This is a genomic window from Marinomonas algicola (assembly GCF_014805825.1).
GTDB lineage: Bacteria > Pseudomonadota > Gammaproteobacteria > Pseudomonadales > Marinomonadaceae > Marinomonas > Marinomonas algicola.
In genome coordinates this window covers 1-18,447 of sequence record NZ_CP061941.1, presented here as the reverse complement: position 1 = coordinate 18,447, position 18,447 = coordinate 1, and the positions used below count along the sequence as shown (strand labels likewise).

14 protein-coding genes and 1 pseudogene are annotated in these 18,447 nt (G+C 43.1%); 8 read left to right on the top strand and 7 right to left on the bottom strand.

Features of this window, described 5'->3' with window-relative positions; translation table 11 throughout:
- Positions 1-8: 8 nt before the first annotated feature.
- The gene (locus tag IEZ33_RS00075; RefSeq protein ID WP_191601731.1) at positions 9-908 is read right to left on the bottom strand and encodes a lysophospholipid acyltransferase family protein; all 900 of its coding nucleotides are present in this window, start codon (positions 906-908) and stop codon (positions 9-11) included.
- A 112-nt stretch (positions 909-1,020) separates the two neighbouring features.
- Here IEZ33_RS00075 and gmhB point away from each other — a divergent pair, with 112 nt between their 5' ends.
- Entirely contained in the window at positions 1,021-1,578 is a 558-nt protein-coding gene (gene gmhB, locus IEZ33_RS00070) for a D-glycero-beta-D-manno-heptose 1,7-bisphosphate 7-phosphatase (protein WP_191601730.1), read from the top strand.
- Between the two features lie 20 nt (positions 1,579-1,598).
- Here gmhB and IEZ33_RS00065 read toward each other — a convergent pair whose 3' ends face one another.
- Positions 1,599-2,732, bottom strand: coding sequence for an MFS transporter (locus tag IEZ33_RS00065; protein WP_191601729.1), 1,134 nt, complete (start codon positions 2,730-2,732; stop codon positions 1,599-1,601).
- A 244-nt stretch (positions 2,733-2,976) separates the two neighbouring features.
- Between IEZ33_RS00065 and IEZ33_RS00060 the strand changes: the two genes are divergently transcribed.
- The 6 genes from IEZ33_RS00060 to fhuB all read left to right on the top strand — a co-directional run bounded on the left by IEZ33_RS00060 (position 2,977) and on the right by fhuB (position 10,550).
- Positions 2,977-3,903 (top strand): helix-turn-helix domain-containing protein, encoded by a 927-nt coding sequence (locus tag IEZ33_RS00060; RefSeq protein WP_191601728.1) that lies wholly within the window; start codon positions 2,977-2,979, stop codon positions 3,901-3,903.
- A 104-nt stretch (positions 3,904-4,007) separates the two neighbouring features.
- On the top strand, positions 4,008-6,137 hold the full coding sequence (locus tag IEZ33_RS00055; RefSeq protein ID WP_191601727.1) for a TonB-dependent siderophore receptor: 2,130 nt from the start codon (positions 4,008-4,010) through the stop codon (positions 6,135-6,137).
- 33 nt (positions 6,138-6,170) lie between these two features.
- Positions 6,171-6,881, top strand: a complete 711-nt coding sequence (locus IEZ33_RS00050; RefSeq protein ID WP_191601726.1) for a siderophore ferric iron reductase — start codon at positions 6,171-6,173, stop codon at positions 6,879-6,881.
- Between the two features lie 7 nt (positions 6,882-6,888).
- Complete coding sequence (locus IEZ33_RS00045; RefSeq protein WP_191601725.1) at positions 6,889-7,656, top strand: ABC transporter ATP-binding protein; 768 nt, start codon at positions 6,889-6,891, stop codon at positions 7,654-7,656.
- The gene (locus tag IEZ33_RS00040; RefSeq protein ID WP_191601724.1) at positions 7,650-8,579 is read left to right on the top strand and encodes an iron-siderophore ABC transporter substrate-binding protein; all 930 of its coding nucleotides are present in this window, start codon (positions 7,650-7,652) and stop codon (positions 8,577-8,579) included. Before IEZ33_RS00045 ends, IEZ33_RS00040 begins: the two co-directional genes overlap by 7 nt.
- Before the next feature lie 3 nt (positions 8,580-8,582).
- On the top strand, positions 8,583-10,550 hold the full coding sequence (fhuB, locus tag IEZ33_RS00035; RefSeq protein WP_191601723.1) for a Fe(3+)-hydroxamate ABC transporter permease FhuB: 1,968 nt from the start codon (positions 8,583-8,585) through the stop codon (positions 10,548-10,550).
- A 29-nt stretch (positions 10,551-10,579) separates the two neighbouring features.
- Here fhuB and IEZ33_RS00030 read toward each other — a convergent pair whose 3' ends face one another.
- Positions 10,580-10,993, bottom strand: a complete 414-nt coding sequence (locus IEZ33_RS00030; protein WP_191601722.1) for a winged helix-turn-helix transcriptional regulator — start codon at positions 10,991-10,993, stop codon at positions 10,580-10,582.
- 95 nt (positions 10,994-11,088) lie between these two features.
- Between IEZ33_RS00030 and IEZ33_RS00025 the strand changes: the two genes are divergently transcribed.
- A complete protein-coding gene (locus tag IEZ33_RS00025) occupies positions 11,089-11,937 on the top strand; it encodes an SDR family oxidoreductase (protein WP_191601721.1) in 849 nt (282 codons plus the stop codon).
- Between the two features lie 90 nt (positions 11,938-12,027).
- Here IEZ33_RS00025 and gyrB read toward each other — a convergent pair whose 3' ends face one another.
- From gyrB to dnaA, 4 genes and pseudogenes are all read right to left on the bottom strand, one after another.
- Complete coding sequence (gyrB, locus tag IEZ33_RS00020) at positions 12,028-14,451, bottom strand: DNA topoisomerase (ATP-hydrolyzing) subunit B (RefSeq protein ID WP_191601720.1); 2,424 nt, start codon at positions 14,449-14,451, stop codon at positions 12,028-12,030.
- Positions 14,452-15,559 (bottom strand): annotated as a pseudogene (recF, locus tag IEZ33_RS00015) (DNA replication/repair protein RecF).
- 118 nt (positions 15,560-15,677) lie between these two features.
- Positions 15,678-16,775 (bottom strand): DNA polymerase III subunit beta, encoded by a 1,098-nt coding sequence (gene dnaN / locus IEZ33_RS00010; protein ID WP_191601718.1) that lies wholly within the window; start codon positions 16,773-16,775, stop codon positions 15,678-15,680.
- 34 nt (positions 16,776-16,809) lie between these two features.
- Positions 16,810-18,339, bottom strand: coding sequence for a chromosomal replication initiator protein DnaA (gene dnaA / locus IEZ33_RS00005; RefSeq protein WP_191601717.1), 1,530 nt, complete (start codon positions 18,337-18,339; stop codon positions 16,810-16,812).
- Between the last annotated feature and the right edge of the window lie 108 nt (positions 18,340-18,447).

Sequence of the window (18,447 nt, the reverse complement as noted above, 5' to 3'; positions counted from 1 at the left end):
AAACCACGTTATTTATAAAGAGACTCTTTATTATCAGGTTGCAACTTAAAACGTTTGTACTCCCACTGGTACTGCTCTGGGTATAATCGTATTAATGATTCTATGGTTTGATTCAAAGAGGCCGCCGATTCCGTTTCATCGTCACTGTAAAAATCAGGCTCTACAGGAACAATCTTAACACGGTAACCCTTTTTTATTTGAAACGCTGACCCAACAAACACTTTTGCATTTGTCTTCAATGCTAATTGATGTGCCAATGTCATGGTGTAAGCCGAGACCCCAAAAAAGGGCGCAAACACGCCGCTGCCTTTTTGAGGCACTTGATCAGGTAAAATGCCCACCATACCATTAAGGCCTTTCAAGGCTTTCATCAGCTGCATAACACCTCGACGATTCGTCGGCGCTAATTCAGACCCAGCTTGCTGCCTTGCATCCAGAATAAATTGGTTCAATTTAGCGTCTTTTTGCGGACGATACATCGCGGTCATTTTACGATATTGAGAAACGTAATAGCTCATCATTTCCCAGTTTCCTAAATGAGGAGCAAGAATAATAACACCACCATCATCAGATAAGGCATCCAGAAAAGCTTGGTTATCATACCCTTGAGAACTCGATGAAGTCTCGATCAGATTGAGACTTTCTGAGGCAGGTTTTACCCATAAGTGACTCATTTCGGCTAAGGTTTGGCCCATGTAGCCAAGACGCTTCTTCGCTATTGTCTGTCTGTCTTTTAGCGATAACTCAGGAAAACATAACTGTAAATTTCTATGAATGGCAGATTGAGTTCTACGATCAAAACGCAACACTGTCTTACCCGCAACTTGACCCATTGTCTGAACGGTCGAGAAGGGAAGGTGACTCATTAATTTAATAACCGTAATTAATGAAGAAGAAATAAAAGACATAGCAATCCAACAACATGTATCAATAGTATCGCCTATTGTAACGCAAAACTTCTGTGGAGTTAGCAGTAAAGTGCTTATAATACGACCGAATACTATATTTGGAATCCGCACTATGCCTAACAAAAAACCGATTATCATTTTGGATAGAGACGGCGTTATTAATTACGACTCAGATCAATACGTAAAAACGTTAGACGAATGGCAGCCTATACCAGGTAGCATAAAAGCCATTGCCGCCTTGTCCAAAGCGGGATTTCACGTTTACATTGCCACCAATCAGTCTGGTGTTGCCAGAGGGTATTACACACTCGAAATACTCGAGCAGATGCATCAAAAAATGATCCGTCTTATCGAAGCAGAAGGCGGTAAAATAGCTGGCATACAGTATTGTCCACATGGACCCGACGATGACTGTCACTGCCGTAAGCCAAAACCTGGTATGATCGACGCTATAGAAAAGGAACTCGGCGTTAATTTTAATTCGGTTCCAGCCATTATGGTTGGTGACTCAAAACGTGACTTAGAGGCTGGAATAGCAAGAGGCTGCCAGGCGGCACTGGTGTTAACTGGAAAAGGCCGCGATACTCAATACAAAGAGATGAATTTTCATTTCAATGTCTTCACTGACCTTGCGGCCTTTACCCTAGACACCTTATTTAAATATCAGTAAGTAACTCACACGCTAAGGCTCTAAGACACTTTGCTGAGCCTTAGTAAATTCGCCCAGCTTCCCACGAGTAAAAGCGTCATCAATAATAAAATAATTGGATACACATTGGCGCCAAAGTAATCTATCGAGGGCCCAGTGATCGCCGGAATAATCATGGCACCTAAACCACACCCCATAAATACATAGCCAGTTAACTTACCTGTTAACGGAATAATACCATTAACAAATGAAAACAATATTGGGAAAAAAGCCGAGCAACCAAGCCCAAGAATGAGCACTACAGCCATCATAGGAAGGGTTGTAAACAATAATGCCAATGTGCCAATAATGGAAAAAGACAGTAACGCAAACAGTGAATGGACCAATGACACCCATCTCAAAGCAGGTACAGAAATAAACCGACCAAATGATAGAGCCACATAAAACCAAGTCACCAAAATAGCCGCTTGAGTTTGATCCACTCCCCGCAAAACAGCATAGGTACTTATCCAACCTGCAATGGTAATCTCAAGGCTGACGTAAAGAAAAACGGTGACCATAAAACAAATGAAAAAGGTTTTATTAACTACTTGAGGTCCCTCTTGCTTATTCATCGACTCAAACTTAGGGCTTGATTGTTTCCATAATAAGAAAGGAAAAATCAATGAGTAAAGGAAAATCATCCAGTAACCTACGCTGTAATCACTTCCTAAAGCGCCTCCTAAAATAAGAATTAAAGGGGCCACCATATTGCCTAAGCTATAACATAGATGAAGTAATGAAATAGCGGAGCCGGCTTTATCCTTATGCAGCCACAAAATCATTAAATTACCACCCGTATTCACCGAAATTTCAGTGAAGCCCATCACGGCAAAGATCACGATAAGCATCCAGAGACTTGATGAGAAAGGGGTAATCGCAATGCAAATACCAGCAAGAAGCACCATAACCATCATATAATGATGCGCCTCTTTAATTTTGTCGTAGACGCGACCGGCTATAATAGCGCCGAACATATTTCCCACAGAGCGGGCAACGAAGAGGGTTGAAATTTCTGTGACACTGGCAGACACTAAATTCGATAAATAAATTAAGCTCGGGCCAAGCACTCCGGTGATCAAACCGGCGGCAATAAACATGGAGCAATATGTCGCCGTGCGTGGCATTTCTCTCATTTAAAAAACCTCATTCAATTACGTTACTCAGCCTTTTTGAAGAAGGCTAAACAGAGATATGTTTCATCGGAAGTAGAGCATGTAGACACAGTAAAAAACAGTAGGAGAGCACCAAATTTTCGTCTTAATAAGACTTAATCTATTTTACAGTTTAGTAAAGGTTAGAAAGTTTGAATAAAATAATGAGTATTTAATGCGTTTCTTATAAAATGATAACCATTATTATTTAATGTATTGCGATTTTATGGTTCCAATTACACGATTCACACGTATAGAAAAGATCCTTGATTTCATTCATACGCATCTGAATCAACCAATCAGTGTTATCGAATTGGCGGAGCAAAGTTGTTGGTCCCGCTGGCAACTACAACGCGTATTTTTAGAGGTTACCGGCTTAACCGTTGCGCAATACATTCGTGAACTGCGGTTAAGTCAAGCCGCCGAACAATTACTGTCTTCCAATGCCAAACATCTTGATATTGCCATCGACTGTGGTTTTGAATCAGATGTGAGTTTTAGCCGAGCCTTTAAGCAACTTTTCGATTGCTCACCTAGAGAATATAGGCAAAGAGGGACTCGTCATGGGCTAAGAACCCCATTACAACATCCACCGATAATACAGTCGCCTTGGACACCTTCAAAAGCATTCATGCAAATTAGAATAGAAAGCCATGACGCTTTTACCCTTTTTGGACGACATTCTTGGGTGCATGGATTGTTTTCATCAAAGCCAGACTTTCAGATTTGTGTACCACAAATATGGCAAGAGCTTGAAACTCAATACAAGCATTACCAAAAAGCCCATCCTGCATTCCATAAAGGAGACAAAGCCGTTGGGGTCATTGATACTCATGACAATAAGGCGTATCCGCAACAAATTTTGTATTGGGCTGGTTATCAATCAGAGAATCAAAGTCCATTACCTTTCGAAAAAATACTTCAAATTCCGGCTCAAGAATATGCCGTTATCCCAATTCATGGTAACGCTCAAGCGATAAAAGAAGCACTTACCTGGTTTATTTTCGACTGGCTACCAGAATCAGATTATGACGGTATCTCAGGTTTTGAATTAGAAAAATATGAGGCCAATTATTCACCCGGTAATCCCAACAGTTACATGGAATATTGGTTGCCCATTCGGCCACGCTACTCAATAAATGAGTTTGCTTAGACCACTTTTATCTTAATTATGCCCCAAACGGTTAAGTATTCTTCCTAGATAGCAACTATAATGATATTCATTATCAATTAAGTTTTTTTCTTCTTGGAGATCAAATGAATTCTTTTATTCAACTGAAACCTTCTTTACTGGCTTGCATGATCGCGCTCACGTCTTCGTATTCCATTGTTTCCCACGCTCAAGAAACGAAAGTCAGTGGGGAGTTACTTGAAGCGTTAACCGTAAAGGGTCAGACTTATCGCAATACAGCAACGAAAACATTATTAGAACCGCATGAAACCCCACAAGGTATTTCCATTACTTCCAAAGAGAGCCTTGAACAACGAGGCACTCAAAGCCTTTCTGAAGCAGTACGCTACACATCAGGAGTCAATACAGAGCTTAGAGGAGGAGCCATCACTCGAAACGACTTCTTTAACATTCGCGGTTTCAATAATCAGCAAAACTATTACGATGGTTTACAGCTATTGTATAACGACTGGAACTTACAACCTCAGATAGACACAGCCGCTATTGAGCAAGTAGAAGTATTTAAAGGCCCTACATCCACTCTCTATGGTTCTATGCCTCCAGGAGGGATGGTCAACCTAATCGGTAAGTCGCCACAGCCTTTCCAGAAAAACCAGCTTGAGGCCACTCTTGGCAGTAACAATAAACGTGAAATCCAAATAGACAGCACCGGCCCTTTAAACGAGACAATGAATTATAGAGTCATTGGCTTAATTCGACAAAAAGAGGGTCAAGCCACAACATCAGAAGAAGAAAGAGTCATGATTGCGCCATCACTCGACTGGAAAATCAGTGACCGTACTCAACTAAACCTAAACTTATATTATCAACAAGATCCGTCCGCTGGCGTATACTCGCCACTGCCATCAAAAGGCACTTTGTTCAATAATATCAATGGCACATTAGACGCAACCGCTTATGCTGGAGACAGTAATTGGGAGACCTATGATCGTGATGTGTTACTTTTTGGCTATAAACTGGATCATACAATCAATGACACCTGGCACTTTTTACAAAACGTAAGAGGAATGGACGCCACCGCGTACCAAGAGAATACGTACTCGACCAGTCTTGCTGAAGACGAGCGTACGCTGTCTCGTCGCGCTTATCTTACCGATGAGAAATCAACGGGTATTACCATTGATAACCAATTTTCAGCCTTATTTGAAGTAGGGAAAACGGAACACAGCCTTTTAGTTGGACTCGATTACTTACAACTGACCTCTGACATTCTTTATGAAGATGGTGTGGCACCAACATTGGATCTGTTTAACCCAAACCACCATCAAGTGATTCGTTCTGACCTCAGTTACAACCCTTTTTACAGCAGTGATTTCACCATAGAGAAAGAACAGGTTGGCCTTTATGTGCAAGATCAAATTCGTTTAGACCAATTGGTCTTGATTGCTGGCGGACGGTACGACCATTATAAGTCGACCGAAAAAGGCAAAAAATATGGTGCAGAAACCGACACAAAGGTAGACCAAAGTCAGCTTACAGGACGCATAGGAGCACTGTATGAACTAGACAATGGCGTCTCTCCTTTTATTAGTTATGCACAGAGCTTTGAACCCGTTCCAGGGCGTGGTCGAAATGGTCAAACCTATGATACCTCTACCGCCGATCAGTGGGAGGCAGGTATCAAATATGACGCCGCTAATACTGTAGCAAGCCTAACGGCCTATCAAATTAATAAACAGAATGTATTAACTCGCGATCCCGAAGGCAGTCCTTACGATTTAGTTCAAGTAGGTAAAGTGCGCTCTCAAGGCATTGAGCTAGACATACAACAACGCATTACAGATGAAATGAGTTTTCTAGCCGCCTATACAATACAGGATGTTGAAGTCACTAAAGATAACAACGGTATTCAAGGCAATACGCCCATTTGGACTCCAGACCAACAACTTTCTTCTTGGTTAAGCTACGAACCTCAGTCGGGGTCCTTTGCTGGAGCCACCTTAGGAGCGGGTGTTCGTTATATTGGAGAGATGGAATTAGACAGCAAAAATACCGATAAAGTACCCGCTGTAACACTGGTTGACTTGTCCATAGGTTACGACTTAGCCAGTTTCTCTCCAGACTTACAAGGTGCAAATATACAACTGTCCGTTTCTAATGCGTTTAATGAGACCTATTACAGTTGTTATGATGCAAACAATTGCTGGTTTGGCGACGATCGCTCTTTTGAAGTAAGTGCTCGCTATGAATTTTAGATTTGACAGTACGGGAAATAAAGACTCAATACCATGACAAAACCCCTTGAGCAATTATTTCAGCTTGCACACGCATTTTCGGCACCGTTAAAAGGCAAAGAATGGCGAGAAGGAGACGCTTTAGAAGAGTTCCTTGCTTGCCATGCCTCAGGCACCGTACTCAGTAAATTACATCAAAGCTTACAGGAAACGCACCCTGAAGCCGGCTCGCCTTATTGGCGAGTGCGTGCTTGGGAATTGAGTTGGTGGCAGCCAATTTCCTTAGCCATGATGTGTGTTTATCATTTGCAAATGGTGCCTGATACCTTAACCACCATCCGACAATATCAACAACATAATTATATTGCTGGCTACGCTTTAAAGGATGGGACATGGTTGACAAGTAACCGCGAATCTCGGATTCAGTCGGCCGCCTCTCAGCTAGCGACAGTATTTGATGGCTTCTTACCTGAACACAGCCTCGAGTTCAAAGGCAAAACACGCCTTTATAAAGCGCTACTTGCTGACTTAGTCATGGCTTACTTGTCTACAGCAACCCGATCACTTACCCGCTACGATGTGCAAAGCATTAAACACGATTATCTTCTGTGGGCTGATTCTCTGCTTTTGCCTCATGACCCAATCACCAAAATAGAACAGCAGGGCGATCAACTCGTTTTCATCAGAAAAACCTGTTGTTTGGCGTTTCGCTGTGCAAACAAAGCATTTTGTAGCAACTGCCCAAAACACAAAAAACTGAGTTAAAAATCGCATGTTTGAATTATCCCAACTTATCATTGAGCGTAATCAAAAGCGCATTCTTGATATTCCTGATTTAACCTTACCTTCAGATAAAGTGACGGTCATTTTAGGTCAAAATGGTTCAGGAAAAACCACACTTATGCAGTGTCTCGCGAGACAACTTACGCCAAGTCGAGGCCATATTCACTTTAATAAAAAGGCGCTACGACTCTTTTCTCAACGAAAGCTCGCTCAAGAGATCGCGTTTTTGCCACAAGCCTTACCAGAAGTGGCCGGTTTAACCATAAAAGAACTTGTGGAATTAGGACGATTTCCTTGGCATGGGACGTGGGGTCAATGGCAACAAAAAGACCATGACATAGTGCAACAATCGCTTCGACAAGTGAACTTATCCCATTATGCCGATCAACCCGTGAATCAAGCGTCTGGAGGTGAAAAACAAAGAGCTTGGATTGCGATGCTGCTTGCCCAACAATCCCCTGTTTTATTATTAGATGAACCCACATCGGCTCTTGATATCGCGCATCAATACGAACTCTTATCTCTCTTAAAAAAGCTCAATCAAGAAACAGGCCAAGGCATTATCGTGATCTTGCATGATATTAATCTGGCGGCTCGTTACGCGGACCATATACTGGCTATTCATCAAGGCCACTGTTTTTTTCAAGGTTCCGCTGCTGAATTTATGGATAAAAGGCAACTCGAATCTCTTTATAACATTCCCATGGAACTGATTGATCATCCCAATAACGAATCAAAGGTAGCTCTTGTATGTTAATACTTACTTACAAAAAAACGTTTTCATTATGGCTTCTCCTAGCGGCGGCGTTACTTTTTCCTTGCGCCGTTCAAGCCGATATCACCATCAAGGACAGCCAAAGAGAAATCACCTTTAATGAAACACCAACACGCGTAGCCACTTTGAGTTGGGAATTAGCTGAAGACGTAATCGAGCTAGGCGTTACACCGCTTGTTGTGCCAGAAATCAAAGCCTATCAAGAATGGGTCGCCAAGCCGGCAATGCCAAGCAGTACCATGGAAATAGGCAATAGAGCCGAACCAAACATTGAGTTGCTCGCTCAACTCAAGCCCGATGTCATATTGATCTCAGATACCTTAAAATCCCTGCGACCACGTTTAGAACGTATCGCCCCTGTCGTTTTTTTTGATACCTATCGCGCCGACCATAATAACGCTAAGCAAGCTGATTGGACGTTTCTAACCATTGCCAAATTACTCAATAAAACCGACATGGCTAACAAAAAACTGGCCGAAAGAGACCGAGTATTAATGGCGCTCAAAGCACAACTCAATTCAGCGTTTCCAAATGGAGTTCCACCCGTTACCAGCATTCGTTTTGCCAGTACCACCTCAGCCTATGTGTATGGCCACAACTCCATGCCTCAATACGCACTGGACCTTTTAGGCATAAAATCCGCACTGTCTTTACCAACCAGCCAATGGGGCATTCATCAACAGCGATTAAAAAAACTTAAAGCAGTCGAAAATGGCATCGTCTTGTACTTTAAACCGTTTTATCAAGAACAGAAGCTACAGGCGTCTCGACTATGGCAAGCCATGCCTTTTGTGATAAACAAACAAACCGCCTCGGTTGAATCAACATGGACTTATGGCGGCGCTATGTCATTAAAATATTTGGCCGAAGCACTCACGGCGGCACTATTGACGGTGGCACCCTAAAAAATGCGGCCTTTTGTTCTTTCAATTAGTGCGTTTTTGAGCCTAGCATTGTTGTATCTGCAAATTGATTCAGCGCTTACTCTCTCCGCTCAGTTAGGGATTCTTTTCGGTAAAGACGCCGTCGGCTTTGATGAGATTGATTGGGCTTATTCTCGTTTGCCTAGGCTAGCTATGGCGTTATTAGTTGGCTCCGTTATGGGATGTATCGGCAGTGTTATTCAACAATTAACCCGTAACCCATTGTTATCACCTGTCACATTAGGCACATCAAGCGGAGCCTGGCTAGGCTTAATTCTACTGGCGGTTTTTTGGCCTCAAGGTCAAACTGAATACCAAGCCATCGCCGCCATGTTGGGCTCCGCGTTCGCATTAGGGTTTGTATTACTCATCTCAGGCCTGCGTAACTTAACCGGTTTGTCTTTAATTCTTTCTGGCATGGCCATCAATTTACTTTTTGGTGCCATCACCACCGCACTGATTTTATTAAATGATCAATATGCTCGTAATCTGTTTATCTGGGGAGCAGGGGATTTAAGCCAAAACGGCTGGGAAAAAGTACACTGGTTTTGGCCTCACTGTCTTATTGCTCTGGGTATTCTTGCTTTTGCGGGCAAACCACTAACCTTGCTGCGTTTAGGTCAAGCGGCGGCCTCTGCGAGGGGACTCAATGTTGTTCTGCTGTTTTTCATCCTTATTATGAGTGGACTTTGGCTGCTTTCAACCGCCATAACAATGGTAGGCATCATAGGGTTTATTGGTTTGGTAGCGCCCAATGCCGCACGCTTTTTAGGGGCAAGAACCGCATCGTCTGAGTTGTTGGTATCCACCTTGCTTGGCGCTGGTATTTTACTATCTGCCGACGGCATAGCATTATTTGCTAATACCATGGCGTTTGACATAGTACCAACAGGGCTAACAACCGCTTTAATTGGCGCTCCATTATTAATTTTCTTGATCCGTCAACGTGTTGGCGCAACCCTGCACGAAAACGCGCCTGTTAAACTGTTTCAGGGTGCAAATATATTCACCTATAAGACCATTATACTGGCGGTTTGTGCTGTATTAACCGTTAGCATACTGGGCATTTTTACCCATATAGAGAACCATCTTTATGGATTTCATTGGCCAACTGAGTTTGCCTGGCCGCTTCGGTGGCCACGTTTAATCGCCAGTCTCTTTTCTGGAGCCGGTATGGCCGTTGCAGGTGTCATTTTGCAACGTCTGATTCACAACCCATTAGCCAGTCCGGATCTGCTCGGCTTGTCAGCGGGGGCGATTTTAGCCTTAATTACCGTCAGTCTCTTCTTCGGTATTCGCATCAGTGAATTAGGTCCTCTGGTGGCGTTTATCGGCAGTATGAGCACACTTGGCGTATTACTCATTTTAGGAAAGCGTTTCCAATTTGCACCGGCCGCGTTGATTTTAACTGGGGTGGCATTAACGGCATTAATAGAAACACTGATCCAAGGTGTGCTTATGACAGGTACAGATGATGTGTATGATATTCTGCGTTGGTTATCCGGCTCAACTTATCGAGTGACCCAAAGTCAGGCTATTATATTAATGATCGGAGTCAGCGTCTTTATCTTGATCGCTTTTGGCTTACAGCGTTGGTTAACTCTGCTTTCCATCAGTCGTATTACCGCATCGGCTAGAGGCGTATCTGTGCAAAAAAGCTTTATTCTTTTGCTCATCATTAGTGCTGGATTATGCGCGCTCATCACAGCTTTGGTTGGGCCTATAGCCTTTGTTAGTATTGTCGCGCCTCATTTGGCGAGTTTATTAGGCGCACAAAAGGTCACTTCTCAGCTGTTCTTGTCTATGTTGCTTGGCGCGACCTTATTGCAATTTTCTGACTGGCTAGGGCAAGTTATCATCTATCCCAATCAATTGGCCGCAGGCACTGTTGTTGCGATTATTGGAGGCAGTTATTTTATCGTACTGTTATTAAAAAATAGGAACACTGTCTAGCGGATATAAGCCATATCATACAGGCTGTCTTACGATGCTTTGGTTAAGACCGCCTTGTTTCTATTCGATAAAATTTCGGTAAGATTTCCCTCAACCCAGTCCGCCAATCCAGCCACATGCACAGCGGCTTCGGAACCTAACTTCGTCAAACTGTATTCCACATGCGGTGGCACAACGGGATAAGAGGTGCGAATAACAAAGCCATCCTGCTCTAATGCCTGCAACGTTTGCGCCAGCATCTTCTCACTCACCCCTTGAATGATTCGACGTAGTTCACTAAAACGAAATGTTTCTCCCTCGTGCAGGGCGATTAAGACCAATCCACCCCAACGACTTGTTATGTGTTTTAACACATCACGAGCAGGGCATTCACTCGAGAGAACATCCCCACGTGTGAATCGTTCTGACAACGACGTTTTTGTTAAGTTGACTTTTTCTTGCATAATTTTCTCCATACTTACCTTTAGGTAGGTACTTACCAAAAGTTTGTTAGTAGTTTATTGTAGCTTTATCAACTTAACACTTAAAGAAGAAAACCATGATTTTAGTCACAGGCGCTTCCGGTCAACTAGGCCGTTTGGTCATTCATTCGCTATTAGAGAAAACAGACGCGAGCCATATTATTGCCGCCGTCCGAAATCCAGACAGTGTAAAAGACCTAGCTGAAAAAGGCGTACAAGTTCGTCATGCCGACTATGCACAACCAGACACCTTGGTTAGCGCTTTTGCTGGCGTAGAGAAATTGCTGCTGATTTCTTCCAGTGAAGTAGGTCAACGTACTCCTCAACATACGAATGTCATCAATGCGGCAAAAGAAGCGGGCGTTTCACTGATCGCATACACCAGTATTTTACAGGCCGTTAGCTCACCGTTAGCGCTCGCGGCAGAACATATCGAAACAGAGAAACGCTTAGCGGAATCCGATGTGCCTTACGTACTACTGCGCAATGGTTGGTATTCAGAAAACTACACGGCAAACATTGGAATGGCGCTTGAACACGGAGCCGTGCTTGGCAGTGCAGGGGAAGGTAAATTCTCTACCGCATCCCGTGTCGATTACGCCGAAGCCGCTGCGGTTGTACTGACTAGCGATAACCAAGCAGGCAAAGTATACGAACTGGCCGGAGACAACGCATTTACTTTGACCGAGTACGCCAGCGCAATTTCCAAAGAATCAGGTACAACAGTGGTGTACCAAAACCTACCAGAAACAGAATACGCTCAGGTTTTGACTCAAGTCGGCTTACCTGAAGGGCTGGCGACCATACTAGCCAACTCAGATATTGGTGCCTCTAAAGGAGGCTTGTTCAACGACAGTAAAACCCTGTCAACCTTAATTGGCCGACCAACCACATCCATTGAAGACAGTATTAAAGCGGCGCTGTAAGAGTTTGTAAAAAGCGAGTAGCCAAAAAAAGCAGCCTAGTGGCTGCTTTTTAAATCAATCTTATGCGAGATTAAAGTGTCTCATTCAGATTTATACGTCTAAGTTTTCTACTGATAGTGCATTATCTTGGATAAAGTTACGACGTGGTTCAACTTCATCACCCATTAAGGTGGTGAACATTTGATCCGCGGCAACCGCATCGTCTATGGTAACGCGCAACATACGGCGGGCATCAGGATCCATGGTGGTTTCCCAAAGTTGATCTGGGTTCATCTCGCCCAGTCCTTTGTATCGTTGCAGTGTCATGCCACGAGACGCTTCTTTCATCAGCCAGGCTTTCATTTCTTCCACCGTAGTCACGGCTTGAGTACGTTCACGGCGCTTAATAAATGACTCTTCACTGAAGATTTCACTCACTAATTCAGACATGGCGACAATGCGCTTGTATTCAGGAGAATTAAAGAAGGCCGCTTCAAAACGGTAACGATTCGATACACCATGAGACATGATTTCGACCACAGGTAGGTAATCACTGCGTTCAACGTCGAACTCAACAGAAAAATCAAAACGGAAGCCTGTTCGTGCATCAAGCGGCATCATAGATCGAATGGCTTCAACCCATTCAATTACTAATGCTTCTTCCTTTAAATTTTCTTGAGTCAGTTTTTTGCAGTACAGTAACTTACCCATCACATCTCTAGGATACACACGAGACAAACGTTTGATGTCATCTTCAATACGAATGTAATCATGCATCATCTTAGAAAGAGGCTCACCTTGAATGGCGGGCGCGCCTTCGTTAACATACATGTTTGCGCCATCTAGAGCCACTTCAATTAAGTGCTGATCTAGAGCCGCTTCATCTTTAATGTATTGCTCTTGTTTACCACGGGTAATTTTGAACAAAGGCGGTTGCGCAATAAAGATATGGCCACGTTCGATAACTTCTGGCATTTGGCGGAAGAAGAAGGTTAGCAACAATGTTCGAATATGTGATCCATCGACGTCGGCATCGGTCATAATAACGATGCTGTGGTAGCGCAATTTCTCGACGTTAAATTCGTCACGGCCAATACCGCAGCCTAATGCTGTAATTAAAGTACCGACTTCTACAGAAGACAGCATTTTGTCAAAACGGGCTTTTTCAACGTTCAGTATTTTACCTTTCAGAGGCAAAATAGCTTGAGTACGACGATCTCGACCTTGTTTTGCCGAACCACCAGCGGAATCACCCTCCACTAGGTAGATTTCAGAAAGCGCAGGATCTTTCTCTTGGCAATCGGCCAGTTTTCCAGGTAAACCAGCGATGTCTAACGCGCCTTTACGACGCGTCATATCACGTGCTCGACGGGCTGCTTCACGCGCTCGCGCCGCATCAATCATTTTATTGACTATGATTTTTGCTTCACCAGGAGACTCTAACAGATATTCAGAAAAGCGACGGCTCATTTCTTGCTCTACCGCTGTTTTTACTTCTGAAGAAACCAACTTATCTTTAGTTTGAGAAGAGAATTTTGGATCAGGCACTTTCACAGAAACAATAGCGGTTAAGCCTTCACGGCTGTCGTCACCCGTTGTCGCAACTTTGGATTTTTTCGCTAAACCTTCTTTCTCAATAAAGGTATTAAGAGTACGGGTTAACGCCGCACGGAAGCCCGCTAAATGGGCACCACCATCACGTTGAGGAATATTATTAGTATAGCAATAAATGTTTTCTTGGAAGCCTTCATTCCACTGCAAAGCGACTTCTACAGCAATGCCATCGTCTAAATCATCACGCTGACAGATAAAATGAAAGATTTGGTTGATCGGTGTTTTATTGGTATTCAAATGCTCAACAAACGAACGTAAACCGCCATCATAGTTAAAGAAATCTTCTTTACCAGAACGTTCATCTTTTAGATGTATCGCAACACCGGAGTTCAAGAAAGATAACTCACGTAGACGTTTTGCCAAAATATCGTAAACAAATAAGATATTCGTGAAAGTGTCTTCTGATGGGTGGAAATGAACCGTTGTACCTGCGCCATCGGATTCACCAATAATCGCAAGTGGCGCTTGAGGCACACCGTGTACATACGTTTGTTCGTACACTTTGCCTTCTTTACGAATCGTCAAAGTCAGGCTTTTTGACAGGGCGTTTACAACCGAAATACCCACACCATGCAAACCACCAGATACTTTATACGAGTTGTCATCGAATTTACCACCGGCATGCAATACCGTCATAATCACTTCGGCGGCGGAAATGCCTTCTTCTTCATGAATATCAACAGGGATACCACGACCATTATCAGAAACTGAAATGGATTCATCTGGGTGAATAGTCACAGTGATCGTATCGCAATGACCCGCTAAAGCCTCATCAATCGAGTTATCGACAACCTCGAATACCATGTGATGCAAGCCTGTGCCGTCGTCTGTATCGCCGATGTACATGCCTGGTCGTTTACGAACGGCATCAAGACCTTTAAGAACTTTGATACTGGACGAATCGTAACTATTTTCACTCATTTAACTCTCCTGCAAACCTTCGCTCGGATAAAGACAATTCGCCTTCTTTCATTTCGAAGTGACGAACGTCGGTTGTGTCGGACCAAGTGTAATCCATAATATCTGGCTCAACACTGGTTATAAAAATTTGATTGTTTAACGCTTCTAACAGTGCGCACAGTTTTTGTCTATGTTGAGTATCTAACTCAGCGGGTAAATCATCCACTAGAAACACCAAAGGACGGCCCATTTCAATTAACCGCTTTCCTTGGGCAATTTTTAAAGCAGAAACCACCAGTTTCTGCTGGCCTCTGGAAAGTGTATCAAGTGCGTCACCCGCATCGGTTTTGACTCGCAAATCGGCTCGTTGGGGACCTATTTGAGTATACCCGATGTCGATGTCTCTATCACAGGAAGATGCCATGGCATCCGTCAGACTTTTTGTCGCGTCCCACCCCTGAGAAAATGACAGTCGCACTTTAATTGAATCAGATAGCTCCGCCAACACAGATAAAAAAATTGGTGTCAGTTGATTGATGTAGTTTAGGCGATAGTGATTTACCTTATCCCCTAACCGAATCAACTCATGGTCAAAAGCCATTAATAAACTGGTGGATATTTTACCACGTCTAAGCAAAGAATTGCGCTGTTTTAATGCTTTTTGCCAATCTCTCCAAGCATTAATAAAGCCGTTATCAGAATGAAAGGCACCCCAGTCGACAAATTGTCGACGAATTTTCGGGGAGCCTTCCAATAACCGAAAGGCATCTGGGTTAATCAGTTGAACGGGGAGCCTTTCTGCGAGTTCAACCACTGATTGTGCTTTTTGTCCCTGAATGTGCACATCGATCGTGCCATCACGTGCGCGTCTTAACCCCATCGAAATAAGATCATCCCGCTTCGCTGTCAATTGAGCGAACACAACGCATTCTTCTTTTTCATGCTGAATATACGTTTTATGCTTATGACTTCGAAAAGAACGTCCAAATGACAATAAGTGAATGCCTTCAAGAATCGACGTTTTACCACTGCCATTTACCCCAGTAATTAGGTTCACTTGGGGAGAAGGAGAAAACGAGATTTGTTCGAGGTTACGTACTTTGGAGATGTCCAAACGTACTATCGACATAATGTGAAAAGCCTTAATCCAATATACTCAAATGACAAACAGCCCCTGCAATACTCGATTCAAGCAGGGGCTGTTTAATATGTAGCATGCGTTATTTTTTGCCAAGCATTAACAAGATTTAAAGACGCATAGGCATAACAACGTATTGAGCCGCATGGCTTTGAGATTCTTCAATCAAAGCACTGCTGTTGGAGTCGTTTAATGAAATACGTACCTCTTGGCTGTTTACCACGCCTAATACATCCAGTAGATAACCCACATTGAAGCCCACTTCTAAATTATCACCTTGGTATTGAACCAAGACAGACTCTTCAGCTTCTTCTTGCTCTGGGTTATTGGCAAACACTTGCAACATGCCATTTTTCAGTATTAAACGTACACCACGGTACTTTTCATTTGATAAAATTGAGGCTCGCAAGAACACTTGGCGTAATTCTAAACGATCCGCAATGATGATTTTTTCATTATTACGCGGAATCACTCGATGGTAATCAGGGAATTTACCTTCCACTAATTTAGAGGTAAACACATAATCCGCTACTTTTGCACGAATATGATTTGAACCAATCACCAATTCAACCGTTTCGTCTGTATCACTCAACAAACGGTTCAGTTCTAACACCCCTTTACGAGGCACAATAACTTGCGTTAAGTCGCCGGTCACTTGAGCGTCTTCAATTGCTGTTGCCAATCTGTGGCCATCGGTTGCAACGACTCGTAATTGACCATCCGCCACTTCAAGCAACATTCCGTTTAAATAATAGCGAACGTCTTGGTTCGCCATGGCAAAGCCTGTGCGTTCGATCAAACGACGGACACTTGATTGCGCAACAACCACACTCAGGTCGCCCTGCATATCTTGAATATTTGGAAACTCTTCTGCAGGTAGCGTTGACAGACTAAAACGAGAACGACCAGACCGAATCACTGCTTTTTGATCATCTAATGAAAATTCAATGACGGCGGAATCCGGTAGACTTTTACAAATATCAACCAACTTTCGAGCGGGAACAGTAACACGACCTTCCTCACACTCATCTAATGGCACATGACTGATCAGCTCCACTTCTAAGTCAGAGCCAGTCAAGGTAAGAATATTGTCCTTAACTTCAACAAGTACATTTGCCAAAACAGGCATGGTTTGCTTACGCTCTACTACACCAGCAACTAATTGAAGTGGTTTAAGAAGCGCCTCGCGGACGACTGAAAATTTCATTATGATCCCCGTTTTCTTAACTTAACACCTAGCATTAGGTAGTCAAAATTCGCATAAGTTGTTTGTAATCTTCGCGGATATCAGAATCTGTATCCTGTAATTCTTTAATCTTACGAATCGCATGCAATGCGGTCGTATGATCTCGACCCCCAAATGCATCACCAATTTCAGGTAAACTGTGACTTGTCAGTTCTTTCGCCAAAGACATGGCGACCTGTCTGGGTCTTGCTATTGAACGATTGCGTCGCTTCGATAATAAATCACTCACCTTAATTTTATAATATTCCGCAACAATTCGCTGAATATTATCAATATTAACAAGCTTATCTTGCAATGCTAAAAGGTCTTTTAAGGACTCTCTGACAAAATCAGGCGTAATAGCACGACCGGTAAAATGCGAGTTGGCGATAACACGCTTCAATGCACCTTCTAGTTCTCGCACATTAGAACGAATTTTTTGTGCAATAAAGAAAGCAGAATCATAAGATAACTTAATGCCACTTTCATCCGCTTTACGCATTAAAATTGCCACGCGAGTTTCTAGCTCTGGCGGTTCAATAGCAACCGTTAATCCCCAACCAAAGCGCGATTTTAATCGATCTTCAAGACCTTGAATCTCTTTCGGGTATCGATCACAGGTTAAAATCATTTGCTGACCACCTTCTAATAATGCATTAAAAGTGTGGAAAAATTCTTCTTGTGTACGATCTTTGCCCGCAAAAAATTGAATATCATCAATCAGTAACGCATCAACTGAACGATAATAGCGTTTAAAGTCATTGATCGCGTTTAATTGCAACGCTTTTACCATATCCGCAACGAAGCGTTCTGAATGAAGATACACCACTTTCGCATTCGGATTATGGCGCATTAATTCTGTACCCACGGCTTGCATTAAGTGGGTCTTACCTAGACCAACGCCACCGTATATAAAAAGCGGGTTATAAGCACCACCAGGGTTTTCAGCAATTTGTAAGGCCGCAGCATGAGCAAGTTGGTTAGATTTACCCTCAACAAAGTTATCAAAAGTGAAGGAGTTATTTAGGTTAGCACCGTGATTAATTCCACCTTCAACTTCGACTTTACGATTTGTTGAGTTAAGCGGCAATTGACCTTGCTCATAAGGCTCTAAAGAGCCAATGAGAGAAGACTCTTTTAATTTTAATGGCGCTTCAAATTCGATATCAGTTCGGCTATCCGCTTCCGCATCCATCAGACCAAAGCCAGCATGGAAAGAAGGCTTAGACACCTCTTCTCGTACAGGAGCGACGGTCTCCATACTGGATTTAGGAGGAGGGGAGGGTTGACTCATGTTTTGAGATCGAACACTAAAAACCAAACTGGGCGCAGGCTCATTACCGGAAATTTCAGATAAGAGCTCTTTAATACGAGTTTGGTATTTATTTGTCACCCAATCTAGAACAAAACGATTCGGTGCCGTTAGCTGTAAATCGCCTGATTCTGATGATTCCACCTGTAAAGGTCGAATCCAGGTATTAAATTGTTGAGCGGAGAATTCGTCTTGCAACCGCTTCAGGCAAAGATCCCAATGCTCCAAAGACACAATATGCTTACTCCATAGTAAAAAATAAATAGGGCGAAATCATACAGCGATGAGAAAAACTTATCCACAAAAAATAAATTATTCACCAGAATGGTTTTGCGACCAATA

What these genes read in the sequence shown, in the direction of transcription:
- IEZ33_RS00075 (WP_191601731.1), bottom strand. Translation starts at nt 908, where the DNA reads ATGTCTTTTATTTCTTCTTCATTAATTACGGTTATTAAATTAATGAGT.
- gmhB (WP_191601730.1), top strand. Translation starts at nt 1,021, where the DNA reads ATGCCTAACAAAAAACCGATTATCATTTTGGATAGAGACGGCGTTATT.
- IEZ33_RS00065 (WP_191601729.1), bottom strand. Translation starts at nt 2,732, where the DNA reads ATGAGAGAAATGCCACGCACGGCGACATATTGCTCCATGTTTATTGCC.
- IEZ33_RS00060 (WP_191601728.1), top strand. Translation starts at nt 2,977, where the DNA reads ATGGTTCCAATTACACGATTCACACGTATAGAAAAGATCCTTGATTTC.
- IEZ33_RS00055 (WP_191601727.1), top strand. Translation starts at nt 4,008, where the DNA reads ATGAATTCTTTTATTCAACTGAAACCTTCTTTACTGGCTTGCATGATC.
- IEZ33_RS00050 (WP_191601726.1), top strand. Translation starts at nt 6,171, where the DNA reads ATGACAAAACCCCTTGAGCAATTATTTCAGCTTGCACACGCATTTTCG.
- IEZ33_RS00045 (WP_191601725.1), top strand. Translation starts at nt 6,889, where the DNA reads ATGTTTGAATTATCCCAACTTATCATTGAGCGTAATCAAAAGCGCATT.
- IEZ33_RS00040 (WP_191601724.1), top strand. Translation starts at nt 7,650, where the DNA reads ATGTTAATACTTACTTACAAAAAAACGTTTTCATTATGGCTTCTCCTA.
- fhuB (WP_191601723.1), top strand. Translation starts at nt 8,583, where the DNA reads ATGCGGCCTTTTGTTCTTTCAATTAGTGCGTTTTTGAGCCTAGCATTG.
- IEZ33_RS00030 (WP_191601722.1), bottom strand. Translation starts at nt 10,993, where the DNA reads ATGCAAGAAAAAGTCAACTTAACAAAAACGTCGTTGTCAGAACGATTC.
- IEZ33_RS00025 (WP_191601721.1), top strand. Translation starts at nt 11,089, where the DNA reads ATGATTTTAGTCACAGGCGCTTCCGGTCAACTAGGCCGTTTGGTCATT.
- gyrB (WP_191601720.1), bottom strand. Translation starts at nt 14,451, where the DNA reads ATGAGTGAAAATAGTTACGATTCGTCCAGTATCAAAGTTCTTAAAGGT.
- dnaN (WP_191601718.1), bottom strand. Translation starts at nt 16,775, where the DNA reads ATGAAATTTTCAGTCGTCCGCGAGGCGCTTCTTAAACCACTTCAATTA.